The organism is Vulcanococcus sp. Clear-D1, assembly GCF_014654725.1.
GTDB lineage: Bacteria > Cyanobacteriota > Cyanobacteriia > PCC-6307 > Cyanobiaceae > Vulcanococcus.
This window is the reverse complement of record NZ_JACVZV010000036.1, coordinates 1-24,759: the sequence shown is the minus strand read 5'-3', so window position 1 is coordinate 24,759 and position 24,759 is coordinate 1. Positions and strand designations below refer to the sequence as shown.

General features: G+C 56.0%; 23 protein-coding genes. 16 read left to right on the top strand and 7 right to left on the bottom strand.

The genetic code is table 11. The features are described 5' to 3' along the window. Window positions 1-88 precede the first annotated feature (88 nt). The 3 genes from H9532_RS13085 to H9532_RS13075 are packed head-to-tail and all read left to right on the top strand — an operon-like array spanning window position 89 to window position 3,344. On the top strand, window positions 89-1,288 hold the full coding sequence (locus H9532_RS13085) for an FtsW/RodA/SpoVE family cell cycle protein (RefSeq protein WP_296369245.1): 1,200 nt from the start codon (window positions 89-91) through the stop codon (window positions 1,286-1,288). Window positions 1,289-1,313: 25 nt separating this feature from the next. Beyond that, window positions 1,314-2,030 carry a cytochrome c biogenesis CcdA family protein gene (locus tag H9532_RS13080; RefSeq protein WP_296369244.1) on the top strand — a complete coding sequence of 239 codons (717 nt, stop codon included), beginning with the start codon at window positions 1,314-1,316 and terminating at the stop codon, window positions 2,028-2,030. Between the two features lie 18 nt (window positions 2,031-2,048). Continuing rightward, window positions 2,049-3,344, top strand: coding sequence for a cytochrome c biogenesis protein ResB (locus H9532_RS13075; RefSeq protein ID WP_296369242.1), 1,296 nt, complete (start codon window positions 2,049-2,051; stop codon window positions 3,342-3,344). Here H9532_RS13075 and queF read toward each other — a convergent pair. Next, window positions 3,332-3,733, bottom strand: coding sequence for a preQ(1) synthase (gene queF, locus H9532_RS13070; RefSeq protein WP_296369240.1), 402 nt, complete (start codon window positions 3,731-3,733; stop codon window positions 3,332-3,334). The two genes, H9532_RS13075 and queF, sit on opposite strands and share 13 nt — an antisense overlap. Window positions 3,734-3,920: 187 nt before the next feature. Here queF and H9532_RS13065 point away from each other — a divergent pair, with 187 nt between their 5' ends. Beyond that, window positions 3,921-4,259 (top strand): P-II family nitrogen regulator, encoded by a 339-nt coding sequence (locus H9532_RS13065; protein ID WP_010310966.1) that lies wholly within the window; start codon window positions 3,921-3,923, stop codon window positions 4,257-4,259. Window positions 4,260-4,286: 27 nt separating this feature from the next. Here the strand turns inward: H9532_RS13065 and H9532_RS13060 are convergent, their stop codons facing one another. Then, window positions 4,287-5,147, bottom strand: a complete 861-nt coding sequence (locus tag H9532_RS13060) for a TlyA family RNA methyltransferase (RefSeq protein WP_296369234.1) — start codon at window positions 5,145-5,147, stop codon at window positions 4,287-4,289. Window positions 5,148-5,266: 119 nt separating this feature from the next. Here H9532_RS13060 and H9532_RS13055 point away from each other — a divergent pair, with 119 nt between their 5' ends. Both H9532_RS13055 and purB read left to right on the top strand, forming a co-directional pair. Next, window positions 5,267-5,461 (top strand): hypothetical protein, encoded by a 195-nt coding sequence (locus H9532_RS13055; protein ID WP_296369232.1) that lies wholly within the window; start codon window positions 5,267-5,269, stop codon window positions 5,459-5,461. Window positions 5,462-5,535: 74 nt separating this feature from the next. Continuing rightward, entirely contained in the window at window positions 5,536-6,831 is a 1,296-nt protein-coding gene (purB, locus tag H9532_RS13050; RefSeq protein ID WP_296369229.1) for an adenylosuccinate lyase, read from the top strand. Between the two features lie 10 nt (window positions 6,832-6,841). Here purB and H9532_RS13045 read toward each other — a convergent pair whose 3' ends face one another. Together H9532_RS13045 and H9532_RS13040 are read right to left on the bottom strand one after the other, a co-directional pair. Continuing rightward, window positions 6,842-7,273 carry a 23S rRNA (pseudouridine(1915)-N(3))-methyltransferase RlmH gene (locus H9532_RS13045; RefSeq protein ID WP_296369568.1) on the bottom strand — a complete coding sequence of 144 codons (432 nt, stop codon included), beginning with the start codon at window positions 7,271-7,273 and terminating at the stop codon, window positions 6,842-6,844. Between the two features lie 305 nt (window positions 7,274-7,578). After that, the gene (locus H9532_RS13040; RefSeq protein WP_296369565.1) at window positions 7,579-8,547 is read right to left on the bottom strand and encodes a polysaccharide biosynthesis/export family protein; all 969 of its coding nucleotides are present in this window, start codon (window positions 8,545-8,547) and stop codon (window positions 7,579-7,581) included. 293 nt (window positions 8,548-8,840) lie between these two features. Here H9532_RS13040 and H9532_RS13035 point away from each other — a divergent pair, with 293 nt between their 5' ends. From H9532_RS13035 to H9532_RS13025, 3 genes are read left to right on the top strand one after another with little or no spacing between them, the layout of a single operon-like run. Then, the gene (locus H9532_RS13035; RefSeq protein WP_296369227.1) at window positions 8,841-9,821 is read left to right on the top strand and encodes a GNAT family N-acetyltransferase; all 981 of its coding nucleotides are present in this window, start codon (window positions 8,841-8,843) and stop codon (window positions 9,819-9,821) included. Window positions 9,822-9,848: 27 nt separating this feature from the next. Beyond that, window positions 9,849-10,193 carry an acyl carrier protein gene (locus H9532_RS13030; protein ID WP_296369225.1) on the top strand — a complete coding sequence of 115 codons (345 nt, stop codon included), beginning with the start codon at window positions 9,849-9,851 and terminating at the stop codon, window positions 10,191-10,193. Beyond that, on the top strand, window positions 10,186-11,463 hold the full coding sequence (locus tag H9532_RS13025) for a beta-ketoacyl-[acyl-carrier-protein] synthase family protein (RefSeq protein WP_296369223.1): 1,278 nt from the start codon (window positions 10,186-10,188) through the stop codon (window positions 11,461-11,463). The genes H9532_RS13030 and H9532_RS13025 overlap by 8 nt, the downstream gene beginning before the upstream one ends. Here the strand turns inward: H9532_RS13025 and H9532_RS13020 are convergent. Beyond that, window positions 11,427-13,448 carry a 1-acyl-sn-glycerol-3-phosphate acyltransferase gene (locus H9532_RS13020; RefSeq protein ID WP_296369221.1) on the bottom strand — a complete coding sequence of 674 codons (2,022 nt, stop codon included), beginning with the start codon at window positions 13,446-13,448 and terminating at the stop codon, window positions 11,427-11,429. The genes H9532_RS13025 and H9532_RS13020 overlap by 37 nt on opposite strands. A gap of 47 nt (window positions 13,449-13,495) precedes the next feature. Continuing rightward, entirely contained in the window at window positions 13,496-15,484 is a 1,989-nt protein-coding gene (locus H9532_RS13015; RefSeq protein WP_296369219.1) for a capsular polysaccharide biosynthesis protein, read from the bottom strand. Window positions 15,485-15,812: 328 nt separating this feature from the next. On the opposite strand from H9532_RS13015, the gene H9532_RS13010 reads away from it, so the two are divergent. The 7 genes from H9532_RS13010 to H9532_RS12980 are packed head-to-tail and all read left to right on the top strand — an operon-like array spanning window position 15,813 to window position 24,197. Continuing rightward, on the top strand, window positions 15,813-16,499 hold the full coding sequence (locus H9532_RS13010) for an acylneuraminate cytidylyltransferase family protein (RefSeq protein ID WP_296369216.1): 687 nt from the start codon (window positions 15,813-15,815) through the stop codon (window positions 16,497-16,499). Further along, the gene (locus tag H9532_RS13005; protein ID WP_296369214.1) at window positions 16,496-17,791 is read left to right on the top strand and encodes a DUF6716 putative glycosyltransferase; all 1,296 of its coding nucleotides are present in this window, start codon (window positions 16,496-16,498) and stop codon (window positions 17,789-17,791) included. The genes H9532_RS13010 and H9532_RS13005 overlap by 4 nt, the downstream gene beginning before the upstream one ends. Next, on the top strand, window positions 17,788-18,867 hold the full coding sequence (locus H9532_RS13000) for a DUF6716 putative glycosyltransferase (protein WP_296369212.1): 1,080 nt from the start codon (window positions 17,788-17,790) through the stop codon (window positions 18,865-18,867). The genes H9532_RS13005 and H9532_RS13000 overlap by 4 nt, the downstream gene beginning before the upstream one ends. Continuing rightward, window positions 18,864-20,219 carry a DUF6716 putative glycosyltransferase gene (locus H9532_RS12995; protein ID WP_296369210.1) on the top strand — a complete coding sequence of 452 codons (1,356 nt, stop codon included), beginning with the start codon at window positions 18,864-18,866 and terminating at the stop codon, window positions 20,217-20,219. The genes H9532_RS13000 and H9532_RS12995 overlap by 4 nt, the downstream gene beginning before the upstream one ends. Before the next feature lie 40 nt (window positions 20,220-20,259). After that, complete coding sequence (locus H9532_RS12990; protein WP_296369208.1) at window positions 20,260-22,584, top strand: N-acetylneuraminate synthase family protein; 2,325 nt, start codon at window positions 20,260-20,262, stop codon at window positions 22,582-22,584. Further along, window positions 22,581-23,333 (top strand): sulfotransferase family protein, encoded by a 753-nt coding sequence (locus H9532_RS12985; protein WP_296369206.1) that lies wholly within the window; start codon window positions 22,581-22,583, stop codon window positions 23,331-23,333. The genes H9532_RS12990 and H9532_RS12985 overlap by 4 nt, the downstream gene beginning before the upstream one ends. A gap of 36 nt (window positions 23,334-23,369) precedes the next feature. Next, entirely contained in the window at window positions 23,370-24,197 is an 828-nt protein-coding gene (locus H9532_RS12980) for a sulfotransferase (RefSeq protein ID WP_296369204.1), read from the top strand. Window positions 24,198-24,546: 349 nt separating this feature from the next. Here H9532_RS12980 and H9532_RS12975 read toward each other — a convergent pair whose 3' ends face one another. Then, on the bottom strand, window positions 24,547-24,717 hold the full coding sequence (locus tag H9532_RS12975; RefSeq protein WP_296369563.1) for an integrase core domain-containing protein: 171 nt from the start codon (window positions 24,715-24,717) through the stop codon (window positions 24,547-24,549). Between the last annotated feature and the right edge of the window lie 42 nt (window positions 24,718-24,759).

Below are 24,759 nucleotides of genomic sequence, written 5' to 3'. Positions count from 1 at the left end.
GCCCGGCATTGCCGGGCTTTTTTAGTGCGCCCGTGTTGGCAAGGCCGCCGCAAATACGGGATAGTCGGAACCTCATATCCACGCAGCATTGGCCCGTTCCGCCAACCCACCCGCTCTGCTACCTGTGCCCTTTCAGCATTGGCCAGCGGAGGCGCGCCTGCTGCTGGGCATGGTGGCCCTCTGGAGCGTGCTGGGCCTGGTGGTACTCGGCTCCGCCAGCTGGTGGGTGGCGGCCCGCGAGATGGGCGATCCCACCTACTACCTCAAGCGCCAAGCGATCTGGATGGTGGCCAGCTGGGGCCTGCTGTATCTCGGGGTGAAAATCAACCTGCGGCGCTGGCTACGGATGGCCGGGCCAGCCCTGCTGGTGGGCATGGTGCTCGTGGCCCTCACGCTGGTGATCGGCAGCACGGTGAACGGCGCCAGCCGCTGGCTGGTGATTGGGCCCATCCAAATTCAGCCCACTGAATTGATCAAACCCTTCCTGGTGCTGCAGGGCGCTGCGCTCTTCTCCCACTGGAGCCGAATCGCGCCTGATCAGAAGCTCACCTGGCTTGGGGTGTTCGCCGTCACCCTGGGCCTGATCCTCAAGCAGCCCAACCTCAGCACAGCAGCCCTTTGCGGGATCCTGCTCTGGCTGATGGCGCTGGCATCAGGCCTGCCCCTCTGGGCGATGTTCGGCAGCGCGGGGCTCGGCCTCAGCGTGGCGATCGGGAGCATCGCGATCAACGAGTACCAACGCATCCGGGTGACCTCCTTCCTCAACCCCTGGAAGGATGCCCAGGGCGATGGCTATCAGCTGGTGCAGAGCCTGCTGGCCATCGGCTCGGGTGGTGTGTGGGGTGAAGGCTTCGGGCTTTCCACGCAGAAGCTGCAATACCTCCCGATCCAGAGCACCGATTTCATCTTTGCCGTGTTTGCCGAAGAATTCGGCTACGTGGGCTCGGTGCTGCTGCTGCTGTTTCTGCTGCTGTTCGGGTTCGTGGGGCTGCGGGTGGCACTCAGCTGCCGCAGCAACCAGCAACGGCTGGTCGCGATCGGCTGCACCAGCCTGCTCGTGGGGCAATCGATTCTCAACATCGCCGTGGCCAGCGGCGCCATGCCCACCACCGGCCTGCCCCTGCCGATGATCAGCTACGGCGGCAACTCCCTGCTCTCCAGCCTGCTCACCGCCGGCCTGCTGCTGCGCTGCGCCCTGGAAGGTGCTGGATTGGAACCCGGTCGGCCACGCCGCCGCGAAGAGCGCCAGCGGGAAGGCTCAGCCGGCGGAAGCCTCTCGATAGGCTGACGCCACTGCCGACTCAAGAACCGCGATGGTGGCTCCGGCCCTGGCCGACTGGGCCCGCAGCGGAGAGCAGCTCCTCAGCAGCTCCCTGGCCCATCCAGGAGCCCTGACGCTGCTGCTGGTGTTCGCCGGCGGCCTGCTCACCAGCCTCGGCCCCTGCTCGCTGTCGCTGCTGCCAATCACCCTGGCCTACCTGGCTGGTTTTGACGACCAGAAGGAGCGCCCCTGGCGGCGCAGCCTCAGCTTTTGCGGAGGCATTGTGGCGTCGCTGGTGCTGCTCGGCCTGGCCAGCGGTGCCCTCGGACGCATCTACGGCCAGGTGCCAGGTCTGGTGCCCACTCTGGTGGCGGTGCTGGCGGTGTTCATGGGGCTCAACCTGCTCGGTCTGCTGCCTCTGCAGCTGCCCAGCGGGCCGGATCCGGAGCAATGGCGCCAGCGTGTGCCGAGGGCCCTCGCACCTTTAGCGGCTGGCCTGGCCTTCGGGTTGGCCGCTTCTCCCTGCACCACGCCGGTGTTGGCGGTGTTGCTGGCCTGGATCGCCCAGGCCGGCGATCCGCTGGCGGGCGTGGTGCTGCTCACCGCCTTTGCCGCCGGCCAGGTGATGCCGTTGCTGCTCGCCGGCACCGCCGCCGCCTGGGTGCCACGGCTGCTGGCCTTGCGTGCGCTGGGCCAGTGGGTTCCCCCCATCAGCGGCGTGGTGCTGCTGGCCACAGGCACACTCACCCTTCTGGCCCGCTGGGGCTGAGCCCTCCTCGCATTGTTGATGAAACGCCTGATCGCCTGGATCTCCGACCTTCGCCTGGCCATCGGGCTGTTGATCCTGATCGCCATCGCCAGCGGCCTGGGCACGCTGGTGCCGCAGCAGGAGAGCACGGAGCTCTATCACCGCGTCTACGACGCACAGCCCTGGCTGGGGTTGCTCAACGGCGATGCGATCTTGCGCCTGCAGCTCGATCACGTGTATTCGAGCAACTGGTTTCTGGCCCTACTGGCCTGGCTGGGCCTGTCGTTGATCCTGTGCAGCTGGCGCCGCCAATGGCCGGCGCTGCAGGCCGCTCTGCGCTGGATCGACTACAGCAGCCCGCGTCAGTTGAGCAAGCTCACCCTGGCGGAAACCCTCAGCAGCCCCAACGCCGACACGCAGCTTGGGCATCTGCAGGAGCTGTTGCAACGGCGCGGCTGGCAGGTGCAACCCCACCCCCATCGCCTGGCGGCCCGGCGGGGCGTGAGTGGCCGGGTTGGCCCCCTGCTCGTGCACGCTGGCCTGGTGGTGCTGATGGTGGGAGCGGCCTGGGGCGCCCTGGCCGGCCAGCGACTCGAGCGCTACCTCGCCCCCGGCAATGAGCTGGAACTGCTCAACCGCCGCGGCGAAACCCAGCTCACCGTGACGCTGGAAGGCTTTGGCATCGAACGCGACCCGGCCGGCAGACCGGAACAGTTCCGATCCCAGCTCCGCCTGCAGCCCGGTGACCCCGCTGCGGCGCAGCCACTGAGCGCCACCAGCCGCGAGATCAGCGTGAACCATCCCCTGCGCTTCCAGGGGATGACGGTGTATCAGGCCGACTGGGCCCTGGCCGCCATCCAGGTGCAGCTGGGCAAGAGCCCGATCCTGGAACTGCCGCTGCAGAGCTTCCCGCAACTCGGGGATCAGGTGTGGGGCATCGTGCTGCCCACACGCCCCGATGGCAGCAACCCGGTGTTGGTGTCGCTCTCGAGCGAGCAGGGCCCGGTGACTGTGTATTCCGCCGAGGCGGAGGTGCTGGGCACACTGGTGCCCGGCGGAGAGCCGGCGGAGATCGCCGGCATCCCCTTGCGCATCGCCGGCGTGGTGCCGGCTAGTGGTCTGCTGCTCAAGCGCGACCCTGGCGTGCCTCTGGTGTATGCCGGCTTCGCCATTGCGTTGGCGGGCGGGGCCTTGAGCCTGATCGCCACCCGCCAACTCTGGGCCATCGCCGAGCCCGAACAACAGAAACTGCACGTGGCCGGGCTCTGCAACCGCAACCTGGCAGCCTTCTCGCGGGAGCTCCCGGCGCTGCTGCTGGACCTTCAGCAGGGCTGACGGGTGCCGTGACTGGCCCGGATCACGGTGTGCACGTTGCCGCGGGGGTTGAAATCAGCCTCGAGCTGCATCCACACCGGTTCGCAGGCCGCCACGAAGTCGTCGAGGATGCGGTTGGTGACCTCCTCATGGGAGATCGAGCGATCCCGGTAGCTGTTCACGTAGAGCTTGATCGCCTTGAGCTCCATCACGCGAGGGCCCGGCTGATAGGTCAGGCGCAGGGTGGCGAAATCGGGATAGCCCGAGAAGGGGCACTTACAGGTGAATTCCGGCAGGGTGATCGACACCTCGTAGGCCCGGCCCGGACGCGGATTGTCGAAACAGATCAGCTCCGCTTCGGCAATGGCCCGCTCTCCATAGAGGGGGGTGCGGGTCTGGTCGGCGCTCATCGGCAGGGATGGTTCAAGGGGGGATGCTAGGCAGCCGCCCCCAGGCACCCGTAGCGGTAGCAACCGCAACACCCCTGCCCCGAAAGCTGCGGCCTAATAGGGCTGCCGGGGCCCAACTCCCCGCGTGTCTTTCCAGAATTCCTGAGAGACTGTCTCCGACAGAGCGTTCCCAGCCACTCCCGCAGCCATGAAAAAAGTTGAGGCCATCATTCGCCCGTTCAAGCTTGAAGACGTGAAGCTGGCGCTGGTGAATGCCGGCATCGTCGGCATGACCGTGAGTGAGGTTCGTGGCTTCGGTCGCCAGAAGGGCCAGGTGGAGCGCTACCGCGGTTCCGAGTTCACCGTGGAATTCCTGCAGAAGCTGAAGCTCGAGATCGTGGTCGACGATGCCCAGGTGGACACCGTGGTGGGCGCCATCCAGGAAGCTGCCCGCACCGGCGAGATCGGCGACGGCAAGATCTTCATCAGCCCCGTGGATTCCGTGATCCGGATCCGCACCGGCGATCGCGACAGCAGCGCCATCTGATCGGCGCGTCCCACGCCGCAGGCAGCCTCACACCCCCAGTGTTTGCCCCACCAGCCGCCGGATCGCCTCCCCATCGGGAGAGGCTCCGGCGGCTTTTTGCTGCGTTGAAGCCTCGATCGTCTCCACCGCGGCAGGCCAGGCACCGCTGCGCAACCAAAGCAGATATTCGTGATTGCCTGCGGGCCCGGTGATCGGCGAAGCCGTCACCCCGCAGGCGCTCCAGCCCTCCAGCGCCGCGGCGGCGATCACGCCTTCAATCGCATCCACGTGGGCCGCCGGATCGCGTACCACCCCGCCCTTGCCCACGCGCTCTTTCCCCACTTCAAACTGCGGTTTCACCAGCAGCAGCGCCTCGCGCCGCTCCGGCCGCAGCAGCCGGCCGATGGCCGGAAGCACCAAGGCCAAGCGAATGAACGACACATCCGCCACTGCCAGATCCGGCCAGGGGTCGGCATCGCCATAGAGGTCGGCTGGCTCAAGGTGCCGCAAGTTGGTGCGCTCCTTGAGCACCAGGCGCGGATCGGTGCGCAGGCTCCAGGCCGTCTGGCCATACCCCACATCCACGCCATAAACCCGGCTGGCGCCGTGCTGGAGCAGGCAATCGGTAAAGCCGCCGGTAGAGATGCCGCCATCGAGGCACACCCGCTCCGTGAGCTCGATCGGGAAGGTCTCCAGGGCGCCCTGGAGCTTTTCACCGCCGCGAGAGACAAACCGCGGCGGCTGCTCCACCTGGAGGGGCAGATCCGGGAGCACATCCAATCCAGGCTTATCGAGCACGCGATCGCCGCTGCGCACCTTGCCAGCCCGGATCAGCTGCTGCGCCTGCTGGCGGCTGGTGGCCAGACCCAGCTCCACCAACTGCAGATCCAGGCGTTGCTTGCGGCCCATCAACAGCGGTGTGCTGGTGTGCTGTCACAAAAGCACAGGGGAAACCGAACAAATACGGGGGCTGGAGCGGCAAAACGGGGAACACTCCGGAGGATGACCCTCAGCACAGGGGATCCCCCATGCCGCGCCAGCAATCCAACGTGGTTGAACTGCTTCAACCGGGCAGCTTCGTGAAACTGCGCAACCAGCCCGACGACCTCCCCCCCTTCCAGCTGATCCAGTGCCGGGGCGGCCGCTGCTGGGTGCGCCAGCAGGCCTGGGGGAAGCTGGTGCAGTGGGAGGTGGAACACCGCAAGCTCACGGCTGTGGCCTGAGGCTTCCCCGTGCGCCGATCAGGGGCCGATCCCAGCGCCCCATACATTGGTTTGGATGTGAGCCCGCGGCGGCCTTGATCGAGCGTTACACCCTGCCCGAGATGGGCGCCATCTGGAGCGAGGAAGCCAAGTTCCAGAGCTGGCTGGATGTGGAGATCGCGGCTACTGAAGCCAACTGCGAGCTGGGCCGCGTGCCCGCCGAGGCCGTGGCCACGATCAAGGAGAAGGCCAGCTTCAGCGTGGAGCGCATCCTCGAGATCGAGGCGGAGGTCCGTCACGACGTGATCGCCTTCCTCACCAACGTGAACGAGCACGTGGGTGATGCGGGCCGCTACATCCACGTGGGCATGACCAGCTCCGATGTGCTCGACACCGGCGTGGCCCTGCAGATGAAGGCCTCGGTGCAACTGCTGCGCACCGAGCTCGACAAGCTGGCCGAGGCGCTGCGGGTGCTGGCCCGGGAGCACAAAGGCACCGTCATGATCGGCCGCTCCCACGCCATCCACGGTGAACCGATCACCTTCGGCTTCAAGCTGGCCGGCTGGCTGGCGGAAGTGGTGCGCAATCAGGAGAGGCTTGAGCGCCTGGAGCGTGTGGTGAGCGTGGGCCAGATCTCTGGTGCCATGGGCACCTACGCCAACACCGATCCCCGGGTGGAGGAGATCGCCTGCGCCAAGCTCGGCCTAGTGCCCGATACCGCCAGCACCCAGGTGATCGGCCGCGACCGCCACGCCGAATACATCCAAACCCTCGCCTTGGTGGGTGCGGCGCTCGAGCGTTTCTCCACCGAGATCCGCAACATGCAGCGCACCGATGTGCTCGAGGTGGAGGAGAACTTCGCCAAGGGCCAGAAGGGCAGCTCGGCCATGCCCCACAAGCGCAACCCAATCCGCAGCGAACGCATCAGCGGCCTGGCCCGCGTGCTGCGCAGCTATGTGGTGGCGGCGCTGGAAAACTGCGCCCTCTGGCACGAGCGCGACATCAGCCACAGCTCCGTGGAGCGGATGATGCTGCCCGACTGCTCCGTCACCCTTCATTTCATGCTGCGGGAGATGACCTCCGTGGTGCAGGGCCTGGGGGTCTACCCGGAAAACATGACCCGCAACATGAATGTGTACGGCGGCGTGGTGTTCAGCCAGCGCGTGCTGCTGGCCCTGGTGGAAGCCGGCATCAGCCGCGAAGACGCCTACCGGATCGTGCAGCGCAACGCCCACACCGCCTGGAACACCGCCGGCGGCGACTTCCGCGCCAATCTCGAAGCCGACCCCGACGTGACCTCACGCCTCAGCGCCGAGCAACTGGCCGACTGCTTCTCCACCGATCTGCACCAGGCCAACCTGGGCGTGATCTGGGAGCGCCTGAGCATCTGAGCCAGCAGGCTCACTTGTGATAAGGCCCGCCCTGCTGAATCGTGAGGGCGCGGTAGAGCTGCTCGAGCAACAGCAGCCGCGCCAGCTCATGGGGGAAGGTCATCGGCGAGAGGCTGAGCTTCCAACGGGCCTTGGCCTTCAGGGCGGGATCGATGCCTTCCGCTCCACCAATCACCAACGCCAGGCGTTCTGAGCCAGAGCCCTCCAGGCGTTGGGCAAAGGCCGGCGAATCGAAGGTCTGCCCCTCCTCCGCCAGCACCACCAGCTGCTCATCGGGCCGCAAGGCCTCCAGGATCGCCGCGGCCTCCCGTTCTTTGCCGGCATCGCGCAGCTCGAGCACCTGCAGGCCTGGCAGCCGCTTGAGGTAGGTGGCAATGCCTTCGAGCACCCAGTCCTTGCGCACCTTGCCCACCGCCAGGATGCGAATGCGGGAGGGATTGATCAAGCTAGCTCCCTGCGAGAACACCTTGCTAGCGGATCATCGGACCGAGCAACGGAGTAAAAGAAATAAGAAACATGAAGCCAACAATCAAGTCTCACCGAATAAGCGAGACACACCAAGCAACCCAGAAGAGCACTATGGGGCTAAAAGTACAATTTAGCGAACAAGGCGAAGGAAGCAGTAACACAGACAGAACCCAGGCACTATCTAACAGCATGCCTGATACACCGAATCGCCAGACCGAAACCGACGAGAACCGTTAGCTAATAGAAAAGGGTCAGGAAGAAAGATGGAGAAAAATGCAATCACGGACCCTTTGTGAGAATGTTATAGAGAGATGCAGCATTTAACAAAGGACCAAGGGGCTCAACCGCCTGGACAAGACGCTGATTCAGGGATGTCCATCCGTTTCGCGCGACAACAATAACGTCACCATTTTGAAGAACAGGGTTATTACGCGAGCCCAGCGGTGCTGCAGGATCCAAGCTGAGCCGAAGAGAAACGACACTACCATCACCCTGCATACGCAAAAGTCGAATAAAATTAGGATCAGCACGCAACTGATTAAGGTCACCAGCAGCCATCACCGCATCAGTCAAGGAACTATTAAGCCTGATCTGCTTCAAGCCCGGCGCGTTAACTTCGCCTACCACAGTAACTGCTATAGCATCAGCAGAAAGGTTCGACTTTCCTGTCCGTATAAGCACGTCGCTTGGGATCACACCTTCAATCTTGGCCACCTCAATAGTGTCACCATCTTGGATCAAAGGGTTTGGCGAAGACCCCATACCCATAAGAGTCGAAAGAAAATCATAATTATAGACTTGACGTTTTAAGAGCGATGGATTTGACGACCGAACAAGCCGCACTCTCGAAAGATCGGCCGTGCCAGTAATGCCGCCAGCTCGCTGAATCGCATCAACGAGAGTTGGCCAGCCAGAGCTATCAACACTGGTTTGGGCCGCGGCCACGGTACCCAGGCTGGACTCACGAGAACCCTGGGAAATACTATAGAAGCCAGGCTTCTGAACTTCGCCTACCACCGTTACACGAACCGGGCGAGGCACCAGTAGATCTAGATAGACTAACGGTCTGCGCAGGTAAATTGTGTACAACTGGCTGATCCGACGCTGAGCATCATCAAGAGTAAGACCTGCTACAGAAACAGAATTGAGTCGTGGAAGGCTAATGGTACCGTCGCTGAGTACTTCTACATCGGCTGCGTAGCCCTCGACCTTAAACACCGACATGCGCAAGCGATCGCCAGGACCCAGCCGGTAGCGAAAGGTACGACCAGGGGACGTCTGAGCACCAGAGGTTGAAGCAGGAAAAGAAGGACTCCTTTCAGGCGATCCGGGCTCGTGGGTGAGTGAGACCGGTGATTGTCCCAACGCAGGCTCTTGAGCAACAGCTCCAAGGGGAAGAGCCGGCGCTGACAGGAAGGCCATCGCGAGACAGTAAGACAGACAACGGACCTGTGGCATGACTGAAAAACGCAGGCAGGAGGGCTAGAGCCCGGATGAGCCATAGGCCCCACGTTAGTCTTTGGTCACAGCGCGTCAAAGCCGTGAAGGCCAACGAAGAAAGGGGTCGGTCGATCGCCGTCCCGCAGGCTCTGTCCACCGAACTCAACCGGTACCTGGCGGATTACGGCCTGTTTACCTCGCATGGGCTAGACCTCTACCTAGTTCCCGGCAATCGCTTCAAAAAGTTTGAGGAGGCGGTGGGGATTCTTCGGGAACTGACCTATCGCCAGCAACTCTCTGGTTCAGGGCGAAGCCACGACTTAGATAGCCGAGACGCATACTACGATCATTTCCTGTTAGTGGAGAGGTCCTCGGGAGAGATTGCCGGATGTGCTCGACTTCAGTTTATCCCCCAACAGCCGGAGCGACAGCAGGATGGAACCAGATTTATCCCTACAAGCCATCAGTCGTACCTAGAACACGTGTACCCCGGAATCAAGGCGAAGCTGACCAAACGCGGAAACAATCTGGAAATCGGCCGAGTAGCTCTAGCGCCGCGCTTTCAACGCTTACCTCACACACTGATGTGCCTATTTCGCGGCGGCCTTCAGGTAGCACTCAGCTCAGGATACACTTCAATCCACGGACTTGTCTCATACAACCATTTCGCTTACAGCGACGCCGTGAACAACTCTTTTCTAAGCAGACTTATTCGTCCACCCTTTGCCGAGAACAACAAATCGCGGCCGCAGCCTCGCCATCCGCACACTGGAATAAGATATAGCAATGAATTAGAATACACCAGCACAATACAAGATCTAGAAAAGCAGATTCAGGTAAAACTAGATTCACACTTCAGACTACCCATTCTCCTGCGTCAGTATATCAATTTGATGGGGGCAAGGGTAGAGAATCTATCGCTAGCGCTTGACTTCAATCAAATCACGGAAATCTTGATGTCGGCAGATCTGACGCGAATCCCGACAACTCGCTTGCAGCACTTCACGGGCTTTAAGCACCATGCCGTGTACAAGAAGTTCGAATGGTACCGAGGCCTGGATACTGGGGCAGGCCAATGCTAGAATAAAAAAATAAGTAGGCAAGGCCAGATGGATGAAGTTCCACGTCGGGAGCCGGGTTGCGAAGGCAGGGGGAGCAAAACACCCACAAGCCTCCATCGGCAATCAGATATAAGCGAAAAAGAGATCGATTCAGAGCTATATCATCAAATCGTTGAAATCGTAGCGAGAGTCTCCGGCGCTGAACCGAGCCTGATAAGGCCGGAATCAAGGCTATTAGAGGATATTGGCATTGACTCACTAGGATTTTATGAAATCCTAATCGAAGCAGATGAGCACCTGCACACCAGGATTCCAGAAGAAGACTTGCTAAGGTTCAAAACAGTTGAAGATATTGAGATGTATCTCAGTTCCCATACTTCTCTGGATGACTAAGCCAACTAATCGTCTAGCAGTTATCGGCTGGGGTGCATTGACGCCTCTTGGGGCTACAGCTCAGGAAACGTGGATCGCATTGGTCAATGGACAATGTGGGATTCGGGCGATTGGGGAGTCTTGGGCCAATGATCTTCCTACCCGAATTGCGGGGAGAGTGCACAGGTATCCAAGCGATAGTGGAGAAAATTTGCTTGAGCCACTGCTTCAACGACGTCTTGATCGAGCTACACAACTGGCGGTGCTCGCAGCTCGTGAGGCATGGGGCCAAGCAAGAAACTACCTCAACAACGTTGATCGTAGTCGAATAGCTGTGGTAATCGGTACCGGCATCGGCGGCCTGTCAACCTTAGAGCGTCAACACACGAACCTAAATGATGCAGGTCCGAGCAGAGTGACCCCCTTAACAGTGCCGATGATGATCCCAAACGCTGCTGCCGGGCAGATTGCGATTGAGCTGGGGATCCACGGCGGTTGCCATACGCCGGTATCAGCTTGCGCTTCTGGAGCAGAAGCCTTACTCCTTGCTCAGTGGCTGCTTGACGACGACCGTGCCGATGTGGTGATTGCTGGAGGGTGTGAAGCTCCGGTCAATCGACTGGGATTAGTGGGGTTTTCGGCCATGCGGGCACTATCCACTCGAAACGAAACACCCGAACAAGCTTCGAGGCCTTATTGCAAAGATCGCGATGGCTTTGTGCTCTCGGAAGGAGCAGGCGTACTAGTACTTAAACGTGAACGAGATTTAGCTTACAAAGAAAAGCCCTTGGGGTGGCTGCTGTCTTGCGGAAGCAGTTGTGATGGGTACCAAATGGTGGCGCCAGATCCCGATGGTGTCCAGGCAAGTCGAGCTATAAACGATGCATTGGAGAGGGCTGAGGTTAGCGCAAAAGATCTCAGCTTTATCCAAGGTCATGCCACAGGGACTCGATTGGGAGATCTTGCAGAGGCGCGTGCACTCCACCGAGCACTGGGACCAGCTTTAGATAGCCTGCCAGTTACTGCTCCAAAGAGCCAGCTCGGTCACCTACTTGGCGCGGCAGGTGCTGTAGAAACAATCCTCGCGATTCAGGCTTTAAGAGAAGGGAAAATACCAGCCAGTATTAACGCCGAGAGAATAGATCCTGAGGTGAGACTGAACGTAGCACAACAGAATGTTGCGATTGATGGCAATTCAAGCACTGGCGATAACGGTCAACGATTTGCTCTGAAGAACGCCTTTGGCTTCGGTGGTCACAACATTTCTTTGGTACTAGGATCGGCTTGCTGAGCATAATAAGACTGCACGGAGATCTTGAACTGTCGAGCATCGCAGATACCTTCCGGCAAGAGCAAGTCCTTAGACCGTCCTCTACGACAATAAATGAATCCCAAAGGTGCACTTAGGCGTGACAAAACAAGCCGAAGGGGCCGGTAGTTGAGGCGGGCAAGGTTGGTAAGTCCCTCCACCACAAACGTCCAAGGTACAATCAAAGCACCGTGACGGCGCGCTAGGAGCAAAGCACTGGCCGACACTCTCTCTTCGATCGGAGTAACCAGAGAGCCATTAGGAGCAATAATAATTTGGCCACTCTCAGCAAGAGTGCGAGATGCTGAGTAGAGTGCTGCGATGCGGGATGCTCTATCACGATGATCCATCAAAGTATGTCCCGCATTTGCAGCCGACTTAGCAAACCAGGGCAGAAGATGGCTTAAATGTAGGTTGGCCGTGGTGATGCTAGGAATCCTCAATACTCCCTGCACGACCAAGACATCAATCGGACTTGCATGGTTCCAGATATGAACAAGGGGAATACCTTCCTGCTCACTGGAATGACTGTCATCAACAACAACTTTGATACCAAGGGCTCTCAGCGCAGCTGCCGATGCGATAGACAGCATCCAAGAAGCGAATCTACGAGACCCGAGTGAAAGGAGTAACAGCTGTAGGCTATAAATCGACAGCGAACAAAGAATCCAGCAAAGCCTGGATACGATTCTGGGAATTACAGCTAGTGTTGTAAGGATGCGGCTATCCCAAGTTAAATCGGTTGAACAGGCAGAAGGGAGGGTAAAGCGGTTCGCATCAGCTGCAATGGGAAATGTACTGCGGAACGGGAATGCACCATCAAAGTTGCCATTAACCTGTGTCGTGGTGATCAAGTGGGAGTAAAAGCGGTAGAAAAGTGCACGATCACTAGACTGGGGAGAAGCCCAGAATTGGTGCAGAGGTTGCTGGTCAGTTAGGCCGGGTAGGTTATAGAAAGAGTGGCCCATAACCTTTGTGGGAACAGCATGGTAGAGAGACTGGAGACCCACGGTACTGTTAACAGTAACTACACCACGGCAGACGCGCAAGAAACGACTCAGATGACCATCATGGAAGTAATGCACGCGGCCGGAAATACCATAACGGCGAGCCAAAAGAGAGATGAGCGAAGAATAGTTGTTGTAACCTCTGTCCCGCGGGTGATGCTTAAATGCCAGATGATCAGAAGCGTGAGCATTAGCAGCGAAAGAACAAATCACCTCTTCGATAAAGTCATGCATGCCTCGATAACGGGAGCCCATCTGAATCTGGCTGTCACTTGAGACCTGGAGAATAGCCAGAAAAAACGAATAGCTCTCGAGAAGTCTATCCTTGATTCGCCTTTCCCGAAGCCGATAGAGCCAATAGAGCCAACTGCCACGCAACTGGTACCAAAGGAAGCGTGGAGACGGCTGCAACTTATGGTCACCCTCTATAATCCGGTATCGCGTGAAAGCATGCTGAATAAATGTAGGCACTTTCCATATCTTTCGCCACCGCAAACCTGAATCTAAACGGCATGACGGAAGACTACTGACCAGAGGAAGAGAATGATAAAAGCCGGCAGATTGGTTAAGGTGTGAACGCGCGTTGACGCGATCACGCTCCAAAGTAACGTAATTTGGTCGTATATAGCCAAGCTCAAACACCCAGGCTTCAACACCAACAGCCCGCGATTCCTCGATGGCAATGCGGTGAGGAATAATGAAGTCACCATACATAAAAACATGACGTATCTCATGCTTGAGAAGCAAATCACGCAAAAAGGGTCGCCACTCATCCATATCTCCAGAGAAACGCACACGGGCGTGACGAGGAAAGCCAAATTCATGCAAGGGGAATTCGACTTTACGCACTGGGATACCACAACGCGTCAAGTAGTTATAAAAGCGAGAAAAGAAAAGACCAATTGGACCCATGAGAAGCAGGACAGGTCCCTTGATTTCGACTTGGACGGATGGGGTCATTGGATGCCGACTGGAATTCAAGATAATCTCCTTCTAGTCCAATAAGGTTAAACTAGAGAGTCAGGAAGGATGCCATCCAATGCATCCTTGAACCGCGCTGCAAGCTGGGCACCCGCAAATTGCACACGAGGGGAAGTCGCGAAGAGGGTTGACGCCAGAATCGACCGAGAGCCTGGCCAACGGTGACGATGACGGCGCTGCATTGCCAGTTCTTCAACAGCCTGTTCAGCTGTGATAAAACACCCGGAACGCTGACTAAAGTAGCGAGGATAGTAAATGAGAGCGCCATAAACCAACTCGTCGAGGCTTAAGGAGCGCCCCCTGCGCGTGCAGATGAATTGATCCGAGGTAAGACCCCATCCGGCGTAGAACGGCATACCCCAAGTATGCACAGGGACGCCGCGAAGTATGGCCTCAAACCCGGTTCCGGAGGTGCGAACATGTACCTCATCAACTGCAGAAATTAATTGATCAATAGGAGCATCGGGCAACACCAGATCGCAATGTAAATGGGTCAGGCCTTCCCCTTTCCCTGGACGTCTACGACCAGCAACCACGTCGGGGTGAGGCTTGTAGATCAAAAAAGCTTTTGGATAAAGAGACCGCACAGCCTGAAGCAATTCTAAATTACTACGTATGCAGGCATCTGGGGGTGTGCCATAGCGGATCGAGAGATCAGACTCGACTTGGCCGGCCACTAACAGCACAGGCCGATTAAGCAATGCGGCAGGCCGCTGCCAGGCCGGTGCATTAAGATTGTATTTTGTGAGGCCCAAGGTAACCAAATGCCGGCGTAAGGCGGCAGCCCGCTGACGTTCCTCAACCGTGAAGCGATGGCTGGCCAGAAAACATTCCAAGTCACTTGACTTTGAGGCGTCATAATAAATACCCTGCTCGTCAAACACCCAAGACACTGGCGGCACCCAGCGAAGAACCCAGCCTTGTCCAACGGAACGGAGAAAGCCATCCTCCACTCGAATGGGTTCAGGTACGATCCCTCCTGCCATAGCCCGCCGTAGACCCCGGCCAATGCGATGTCCCCAAACCAACTGGCGAAGATCAGATTGTCTTCCGGGTGCGGCATCCAGAGGCCGAAAGTGTAGCTTCGCAGGCTTGAGAGCCAATAGATATTGGCGTGCAGCTCGGCGCTTCCAAGGTGCAGTACCGAACACCTCCAGATTGCGTGGAAGACGCGCTCTACAATTACGCTGAAGCACGATGTGCTCGATGAGCTGCTCAGGTGTGCAGACTTGGTTGGTGACAGGATGCAAATAACGGGAATAGGAGACAAGACAGGAATGGACTAAAGCTGGCAAATCAGGCTTAGCATCACGGCGTCCAATACATTGTGATTCGAGGTCATCCACAGTTAGGCCCCACCCGGCATAGAACGGCATCCCGAATGTGCGCACAGGTCGCTGCCAAAGCAGAGCCTCAAATCCCATCTGTGAGGTAACAACATACACCGCATCAGCGGCCTCCAAAAGCGCCGCCGGGTGCCCTCCATCTACACAGAGTCTTACCCGAGGATGCTCCAAATAGATGGCATTAAAGTGGCCATGCCGGCGCCCATTCACAACATCTGGATGGATCTTAACCACCACTGTGTGATTAGGAAATTCAGCAAGTGCAGCGTCCAGCATCCGGGGAAAGGCAGATGCATCCGCGAAGCCAAAGCGGATCGAAGCGTCGTCGGCTACTTGATCGACAACCAGGACAAACGGGGTGTCCGGAGGAGGTGATTCAGCAGAGGCGTTGGTCTTGCTCAGGCGATGCTGACGCCAGCTACTGGCTAAGCTCTCAGCTCGCTGGCGTTGTTCATCACTGACGCCGGCTGATATCAAGAGCTCCAGTCGACTAATCCGAGTTGCATCGTAATGAATACCCAAGTCGTCGAGGACGATCCCTAAAGGTGGGATTCCGGAACCTGCATCCATGGAACGCAGAAAAGCGTCCTCAAGGCGCCATAGCGGCAGGGAGCGTCTTTGGCTCAGGACTTCAGCGAAACGACCACTGGGTCGGCGGCCCCAGGCCACAAGAGCGTGGATTGGCTCCCTCACACACCGACGACGACCCGCAACCACCTTGGCGGGGGCCAATAGTGACGCAATCGTGGAGTGGGTTAAAAGCAGACGATCCGGGCATCCAACTAACTGGGCCTGACTCAGCACCGACACAGCCCAATCTCCCTGTACCAACCAAAGCCTACATGCGCAAAATTACTTGAGAGGATGAAGCCCAGAAGCAACCGTTGACACAAAGAGGCTGGTCCGCTACAGTAAAAAGGTATAGCCATACGCAGGGGCCGAGCCACCCTAAGATGACCGAGGTTCTCATTCGCCGTAGGTTCAATCGTATAGAGCCATGTCAATCATTTCATTGATTCCGGCACGCGGCGGATCCAAGGGTATTCCAAACAAAAACCTGCGAACAGTTGGAAATATCCCGCTCCTAGCAAGAACCATTCAAGCTGCACAGTCTTCCGAGAAAATACAGCGCACTTATGTAAGCAGTGATTCACCCGAACTACTGGCGCTGGCACAAGCTGAGGGGGCACGTACTATTCAACGACCACCCGACATAGCAGGCGACACTGCCAGTTCTGAATCAGCTCTGATCCATGCCCTCGACGTGCTGGCCTCCGAAGGCTTAAGACCAGAGGTTTTTGTATTTCTGCAGTGCACATCACCGTTCACCCGGGGGCGTGAGATCGACCTGGTGGTGGAGCGGCTTCAGGAATCCGGTGCAGCTATGGCCTTCTCAGCCTCACCATGGCATGGATTTCTATGGAGTGCTAGCGAAGAGGGCTGGGGCATCGGGGTTAATCACAACGCCGATGCCCCTCGCCCAAGGCGTCAAGACCTTCCCCCCTGCTGGCTGGAGACAGGCGCTATTTACGCGATTCGCACCGAGCCCTTCGTCGAAGCGGGGCATCGCTTTGTTGCTCCACGGCTACCAGTACCTATCGATGGTTGGCACCCTGAGATCGATACGCCATACGATCTGACAATTTGCGATCAAGCGGCAGCGTTATTTGACCAACCAACATGAGCGCATCCCTCAACGGTCGCAGGATCATTGCGTTGGCATGTTTCGATTCCTTTGGGAAAACAGGTATGAGCATGCTCGCGGCATGCCGCAATGCCGGGGCTGATACGTACTTAATTTTACTGGATGTGGACGGTCGAACAATTTCCCGTCGCCAGCGAGTAGAAATTCAGAGGGTTGATCCCAAGACAAAAATTACACGCCACCCTTGGAATGGGCGGCAGATGCTACTTGAAAACAAACTAGATAGTAGCGACGCAGTCATTCTAGCTCTAGATGGCAAGCGAAGTCGAGATACGTTGTTACTATTGAAAAGGCTATGGAACGAACATCCCAAACGCCCCTTGCTCGTAAGCGCTTACCCAGGAATCCTCTTTCGCCACCAGCTGGAGGGCATGCTGGATCGCGCGGGCGTGGACTTGCTGTGCCTTAACACCCCGAACGACTTCGAGACCTATGCCAAGGGATGCCAAGGACTCAATTTAGATAGCAGCAATGCAGTTATAACTGGACTCCCGATACTGTGGAACCTTCATCCTCGAACACAATCAATAGAAAGGGGTTCTCTAGTGTTTTTTGAGCAGCCTTCAGTGCCCTCGAATCCTCTCCAAAGGCGGTATTTATGCCAGCAACTCGAAAGACTAGCCAATCACTGGCCCGAACATCAAATCATTTTCAAACCTCGAATATCGGGCCTTGAACGAACATTACATCGCCATCACGGCGAGATGACACGAGGGATAAAAAGACTTTCAAAGAAAACAGAAAACCTCACTATCAGCTTCAAGCCGGCGGCTCATCTGCTAAGAAAGTGCAGCTGCGCAATTACTATATCGTCAACCGCAGCGCTTGAGGCCATGGCAATGGGCATCAGCACAAGAATCGTGACAGATCTCGGACTCAATGAAACTCTAGGCAATCACTATTTCATCGCCTCTGGGGCGCTCGCGGAATTCGAGTCAATCTGCTCTGATCCCTTTTCAATACGACATGATTCAACCTGGCTAGAGCACCATGGCTATCAACCAAACGGGAAGAATCAATTTTTGACTGCGTTGCGCACCTCACTAACCTCTCGGGACAACGAACTGAATGACAATGCAATCGAGCTAGCGGGCTGGGGTAGCCGGGATTGGCAGGAGTTTGCGCTTGCTAACGGTGGTATAAGTATGCTTGCAAGTGGCGGCGTACGCTCAGCTCAGCGCAAGCGAAACCGCACCCGCAGCTTGATTAGACAACTCCGCGATTTCATTATTGGCATGGGTTGGATTGAGAAGGTAGTACGAGGCCGATGAGCATAATTCTACTTGCCGACTCTAATCTAGGTGCCTATGCCTGCACACTACTAGCCAATGAACTGGCCCAAGAACATTTGGATTGTCTGGTAGTGACAACAGAAAGAATCTCGAGTCTGGTTTCACCGCTTCCTGAGAATCCAGCAGGGAATGGCAGAGTGGCACAATTGAACTGCTCAATAAACGAGCTGCTCCTCTCATCGTTGATTCTCAAGGCCACGGCTATCGGAGTTTTCATACGAGCTAGCAACGTTGAGACATTTGTGACGAACTATCGACAGATCTGTCAACTAAATGCTCAGCGACCAGCGCCTGTGTTCAGCGGTCCGGTATTTCCGTTGGCTGGTGACACACTCATCGAGGATTTGCTGCCACGCATGTGTTGCGACCTGCTCTGCTTGCATGGTGAAAGACAGCTAGAAGAGGCTCATGACCTGATGCATCGCTGGCCCAATCCGGTACCGACAGTCGCAATCGGGTTCTGGTTTATGCCCGAGGCACCAGAGACCGGAGGACTCGTCGGTGTAGGTAAACCAGATTCTCCACATACACTGGTTGTCTTAGCGCAAAAGGGTCTGCCAAAACTGAAAGGAGCCGCAGAGAGGATGCTTAGGTTGCTCGGCCAAAAGGCAAGCGCGTCTCCACACTGGCAAGTATTGATTCAAACCGATCACACGCAGTCCGAAAAACAACTTCCCCTCAACGCCGACCAGCGCGTACTCGCCGAGCTCCCCACAAATATCAGCTTCGGTGCCTCTGGAAACCTACCGATAGTGTTGGGACGATGTAGTGCATGCATCACCATCAGTTCCCCGTGGATCTACACCGCGATGGCGTGGGGGCGCGCCGTGGTTGTGATGGCTGACCATGGCATCCGCACCGATCATGGGTCTGTTCCATTCTCCAGCTCTGGTGTGATGCACCGTCTAGACAGCATCACAGCGCTTGATGACCTATTAGAAATGCCAATAGTGAACTCAAATTGGCTGGAGAAGATGGGCTGGGGCGTCCACGATGGTGCCTCACAGCTTGTGAAGGCCCTGAGGACCAGGGCGAAACCGGAGGCTTCCCAGTGACGACAGAGGCACCAAACAAAACCAATACGCCACTGGAGCTTTTACTGGTGGGCGACAGCGACAGTCAGTTACTGGCGTGTGAGGCTATAGCCCAATTTCCAGAGGATGGACCAGCAGTCAATATCACAGTCAACGCCATTCCTCGCGAGGGGACTCCAGATGGCGTATTAGAGCGGGCCAGGGCACTAGGCAAGCTGTGGCAACTAGGGCTGAGCCAACTATTGAGCCACCGATTACTGATGAGATTTGATGCCATTGGGGTATTCTTAACAGGTAGCAAACTGGCGTATTTTCGCCATGCTGTAAGCATAATACCTGGCTCCTACAAGCCGATGCTATTTTGCGGCTTTAATGGGATTGTGCTCAGTGGATTTGAAGAGGCGATCAGTTGGCGGCTTGGCTACGACCTCATTTGCCTGAATGGACCGCGGGACGCATCAGCAATAAAACGAATGCTAGCTGACACTCCATTCGAGACTCAGCCATTCCTGACAACTGGTATGCAGAGAAATATAGCCACGAAGACACCATTGCTACCAGCAGACAAGCGTAAAAAGATGCTGGTATTTGCCGAGCAGGTCGTAATTCCATCTCGTCAAAAGGATCGACAAAAGCTAGTCCGCATTCTTGCTGAATTGGCCAGACGCTCCCCTAACTGGGAGGTACTAATCAAACCTAGAATTGCGCCAAACGAAGCCACCTTCCATAGAAACGATCAGCACATCAGTCAAACAATTCAGGAGACCATCGGACACCCGCCAACGAACCTTCAGCTCGACTATCGACCTTTACCAGAAGTGTTGCAAGAAGCACGTTTGATGGCCACAGTGTCATCCACGGCCCTGTTCGATGCACTCGATTATGGTTGCAAGCCTGTGGTGATGGCGGATTTCGGGAATTTGCCAAGGTCAGGAGGCCATGTATTTGTCGGCTCGAGCGTGTGTCACTATTTTGACAAGCTGACGGACCTCGATAGCCTAGAAGAACAGCTGGAGTGGCCCAATCCTTATTGGCTTGAGTGGGTGGGATACGGCAAGACACATCAACCAGCCAAGCTTCTGGAGTTCATACAAGACTGGAAAGAACGACAAGGCAGTATGTCAGCTCCTATCGATCTAGAGCAACCCGGCTATGTCGTGAACTCACACAACATGAGCTTCAATCAGCTTCGCAACAGTGCCGAGAAAGCGATAAGGGCTAGGCAGTTCGGTGAGGCTGCAGCAAGTCTGGAACTGGCGCAACTGATTCGCCCGGATCACCGAAATGTTAGGAGGCGGCTAGTGGCGTTACGACGAAATCACTGGATAGCACGTCGGCTAGGACTGCTTTTGAGCCCCCGCTTTAATGGATAGGCTATGATGGAGCGATAGCCATGACGAGAAAACTAAAACCATGAGAAAAGTGCATATCGACAGAAACTTTACTCAGTTCGTTGTGTTCGCCGAGGACAGCATCCTCACCGCCCTAAGCAAAATCACGGCCAACCAAACGCGTCTTATCTTTGTCGTCTCTGAGTCGGGAATTCTGCTAGGGGTGATGAGTGACGGCGATTTTCGTCGCTGGATTGAATCCTGCAGCGAAATTGACCTCAATCAGCCGGTTACCGCCGCCATGAATCCGGCATGCCGAAGTGCTCCTGAAGGGACGACCAGCACTGTGCTTGGGGGAATGGTTTCTGATCAGATCAACGCCCTGCCCCTACTCGACAGACATGGCCGGATCGTGGCCATTGCTCGTGCCGGAGAGCGCAGCTTGCTACTTGGAAATCGACGAATAGGAGAAGATGAGCCAACCTTTGTGATTGCCGAGATCGGCAACAATCATAATGGCAATGTAGATCTAGCGATACAACTCATCGACGAAGCAGTCAAGGCCGGTGCCGATTGCGCAAAGTTTCAGATGCGCGACATGAAACAACTGTATGTCAATGCAGGTAACAGCAACGATATAAGCTCAGACCTTGGAACACAGTACACCTTAGATCTTCTGGAACGATTTCAACTAAGTGATGAGGAACTGTTCCGCTGCTTCGATCATGCTGCATCGAAAGACCTAGTGCCACTCTGCACAGCCTGGGATGAGGTAAGCCTGGCGAAACTGGAGGCATGGGGAGTGCCAGGATTCAAGGTGGCGTCTGCAGATTTTACAAACCATGCCCTGTTAAGCAGCATGGCTGCAACCGGAAAGCCTCTCCTGGCCTCAACCGGGATGGCCTCTGAACAAGAAGTCCGCGCAGGCATACGCCATTTGAGAGATTGCGACGCGGCATTTGTATTGCTGCATTGCAATTCTACCTATCCCACACCATTTAAAGACGTAAACTTGCGTTATTTGGAGCGGCTGCGTGAGTTAGCTGGCGCGCCGGTTGGTTATTCAGGTCACGAAAGAGGGATCGAGGTACCAATAGGTGCTGCTGCCCTTGGCGCAGTGGTCATTGAAAAGCACATCACACTTGACCGCACCATGGAGGGCAACGATCACAAGGTGAGCTTGCTGCCTTGTGAATTCACTGCAATGGTGAAGGGAATTCGTCGCGTGCGCGAATCCATGGGCACTGGTGGTGAACGTACTATTAGCCAAGGCGAGCTGATGAATCGCGAAGTCTTGGCGAAAAGCCTTGTGGCTAGCTGTAGCATCCCAGCAGGCACTGAGATCACTGAAGAGATGGTGAGAATCAAGAGCCCAGGTCAGGGTCTACAGCCGTACCGCCTGCATGACCTATTGGGACGGAAGCTGCCAATCGAGAAAAAGCCAGGAGAACCATTTTTCCCCTCCGACCTCGAAAGCCCAGTTGCCAGCCCAAGGGCCTATAACTTCAGTCAACCTTTTGGAGTTCCTGTTCGCTACCACGATATCAAAGCCTTCAGCCACGCCAGCAACATAGACTTGGTTGAAATACATTTGAGCTACAAAGATCTTGATGTAAATCTTTCTAGCGTGCTGGCGCCACAAAACGAGCTTGGACTAGTGGTTCATGCGCCCGAACTGTTCGCTGGCGATCACACCCTGGATCTGTGCAGCAACAACGAAGAGTACCGACAGACTTCGATCGCCGAGCTTCAACGCGTAATTAACATTTCAACTGAGCTGAAGAGCTACTTCCGCTGTGAAGGACGAGTTCTGCTGGTAACCAATGTGGGTGGTTTTTCTGAAAATAGACACCTAAGCGGCAAAGAAATTAAGCCTCTACGTGATAACCTCAAAGACAGTTTTCATCAACTCAGGGGTTTAGACGAGGTAGAGGTTATCCCCCAAACCATGCCTCCATTCCCATGGCACTTTGGCGGCCAACGCTACCACAACCTTTTTGTCGATGCGGCGTTTATTCGAGAATTCTGCCAGGACGAAGGCTACCGAGTGTGCCTAGATGTTTCACATTCCAAACTCGCCTGCAATCACCTACACATGCCGTTCCGTGAGTTTCTGGAGCAAATTCTACCATTCACGGCCCATCTGCATCTTGCCGATGCGGGCGGCGTGGATGGTGAAGGCCTGCAAATCGGCGAAGGGGAAATTGACTGGCCACAGGTTTTTCAAATGCTCGCTGATTTGGCCCCAGAAGCGTCATTTATACCTGAAATCTGGCAGGGTCATAAAAACAGTGGGGAGGGAGCCTGGCTGGCCTTGGAACGCCTTGAAGCCGCCCAGGGCCGATCACAACGTTCAGGGTCTTCAGTCATGCAGGAGACCCAGAAAACGGAGGCGATGTCTTCATGAGCACCACTCACCATTTCATTCTATTTCATCATCTGCCATTGATGTATGGTCGAGTACCGAAGGTTGCCAATTCTTCGATAAAAGCTTCACTCTGTAATCTGCTTAAGAACCCTGCTGACGATGGGGTTCGTACAACTGCTGATAGTTTCTGGCGTGATGCAACACATGGAGAAACAGAGCTGATAACCCCACTGCAAGCACGTCGCCATCGTGGTACTCATTTCAGCTTTAGCTTTGTTCGCAATCCATTCGACAGACTCGTTTCTGCATACAACAACAAAATAGTTGAGAATAGTGAGCCAACAAGATCCATGCTGGAAATGGGCTTACGCCGCCAGATGGGGTTCTCAGACTTTATTGACTGCGTTTGTTCATGCCCAGATGATCAGCTAGATGTTCATTTGTTACCACAGAGTACGATTCTGTGCGCAGGAGAAAGACTTGTGCCAAAGTTTATTGGCCGCTTAGAGCAGATTGATGCCCACTGGGCCGCACTCAGGCGTCGGATGCGCAGAGAGGGGTTGCCTACGCTAGGTAAACTCCCAGAGAAAAACAGACGCCGGGATAAAACGGACGACTTAAGCGAGTATTTCAACAGTGACGAGCTTATCAGAAAAACAGCTGACCGATACAGTAGAGACATCCAGATCTTCTACACTGATGTCAATATCGAAGACCTAGCACGCAACTCATTCATCTCCGAATCCCCCCCGATTCAACGAGGGCGCGGCATAACGACCAAAACCTGATCCTGTAGAATATTGTCATTGATAGATTTCAGCTTCATGGCTCTTGATACCGGATTGGCATCTGCGATTAAAGCAGGCATCAACGGCGCGCATCAAGATCAGGTCGACGAGCTAAGGATCCGGCAACATCTTCCGAATTTCATCATAATCGGAGCCGCTAAATCGGCTACCACAACGCTCACGGATATCCTGCCAAGACATCCAGACTGCTTTATCAGCAAACCCAAAGAGCCCAAGTATTTTGGTAGATATTATCAAAATGGCTGGGAGTGGTATGGATCTCGTTTTGCGAAGGGAGCCGACAAAATGGCGAGGGGTGAGGGAAGCACGATGTATGCAAGTCTTCTCACCACATATCGACACACCCCCGAGCTAATGCATCGCTACCTGCCTGATGCCAAGCTCATTTACATTGTGCGTCATCCACTGGATCGAATTGTCTCGCAGTGGCGACATCTGCGAGGTCGAGACGAAAAAACGGCCGACTTCAATTGCCTTATGCGCAATGCAAAGCTTAAGAAGTTAGTTGTTGGTTGTTCGCTTTATTTTCAGCATCTTGAACGCTTTAAAGCCTATTATCCAGATGATCAAATCCACTGCCTAACCTTCGAAGACCTGATCAAAAAACCCAAACCAACCCTAAAGCAGCTGCTTCGTTTTCTTGACTTGTCCCCAAAAGTAGGAAAGCTCTTGGATGACGGCGCCCTTCCAAAAGCAAACGAAGCCGGAGACAAGGGGAGGATTTTAATCGAGAAACCCGAATGGCCCCCAAAGCTTCGCAATCGGGTAATCGATTATCTCAGACAGGACAGCGAAAAGATGCTCGCATACATGGGCAAACCCCTCGACTTTTGGGCTTGGTAAATATGCATATCCAACAAATAACCGATTCAACCAGCCATTATCTTCTGCCATTAGCAAGCAGGCGCACAATACATTAATATTTAATAGACAAGTTTCGGTCACATATGATTTTACAGTTTGAATGTGGAATGCGGCTTTTGAATGATGCCCCAGAGCCAATACATCATCAGACCAGCTGCTTGTAACTGCCTGCCGACCGCAACGAGTTCCTGGCGGATAAAATGCGGATTAAAAATCAATCGTAGGGGCTCTTTCCGGGCCGGTAGACATTGAGTTCGGCAAAAATTGGTCACTCCTTGTTGACGTGACCCCCTTTGCTGGTCCAGTTCTTCTGAGAGCTGGTGGGTAGTCAGGCCGCTTTCCATTGCTGGATGACCTCCAGGGGCGTACGCCCCTGGAGCGCCGAATGCGGTCTGTAGGTGTTGTACTCGAGTCGGTGCTGCTCAGCCAACAGCTTGGCCTCCTGCACCGAGTTGAACAGCTCAATATTCAGGAACTCATCCCTGAACCCAGGGCTGATTCAAAGTGTGTCACAGGCACTCTTGCCGGGGCTGCGCGCATG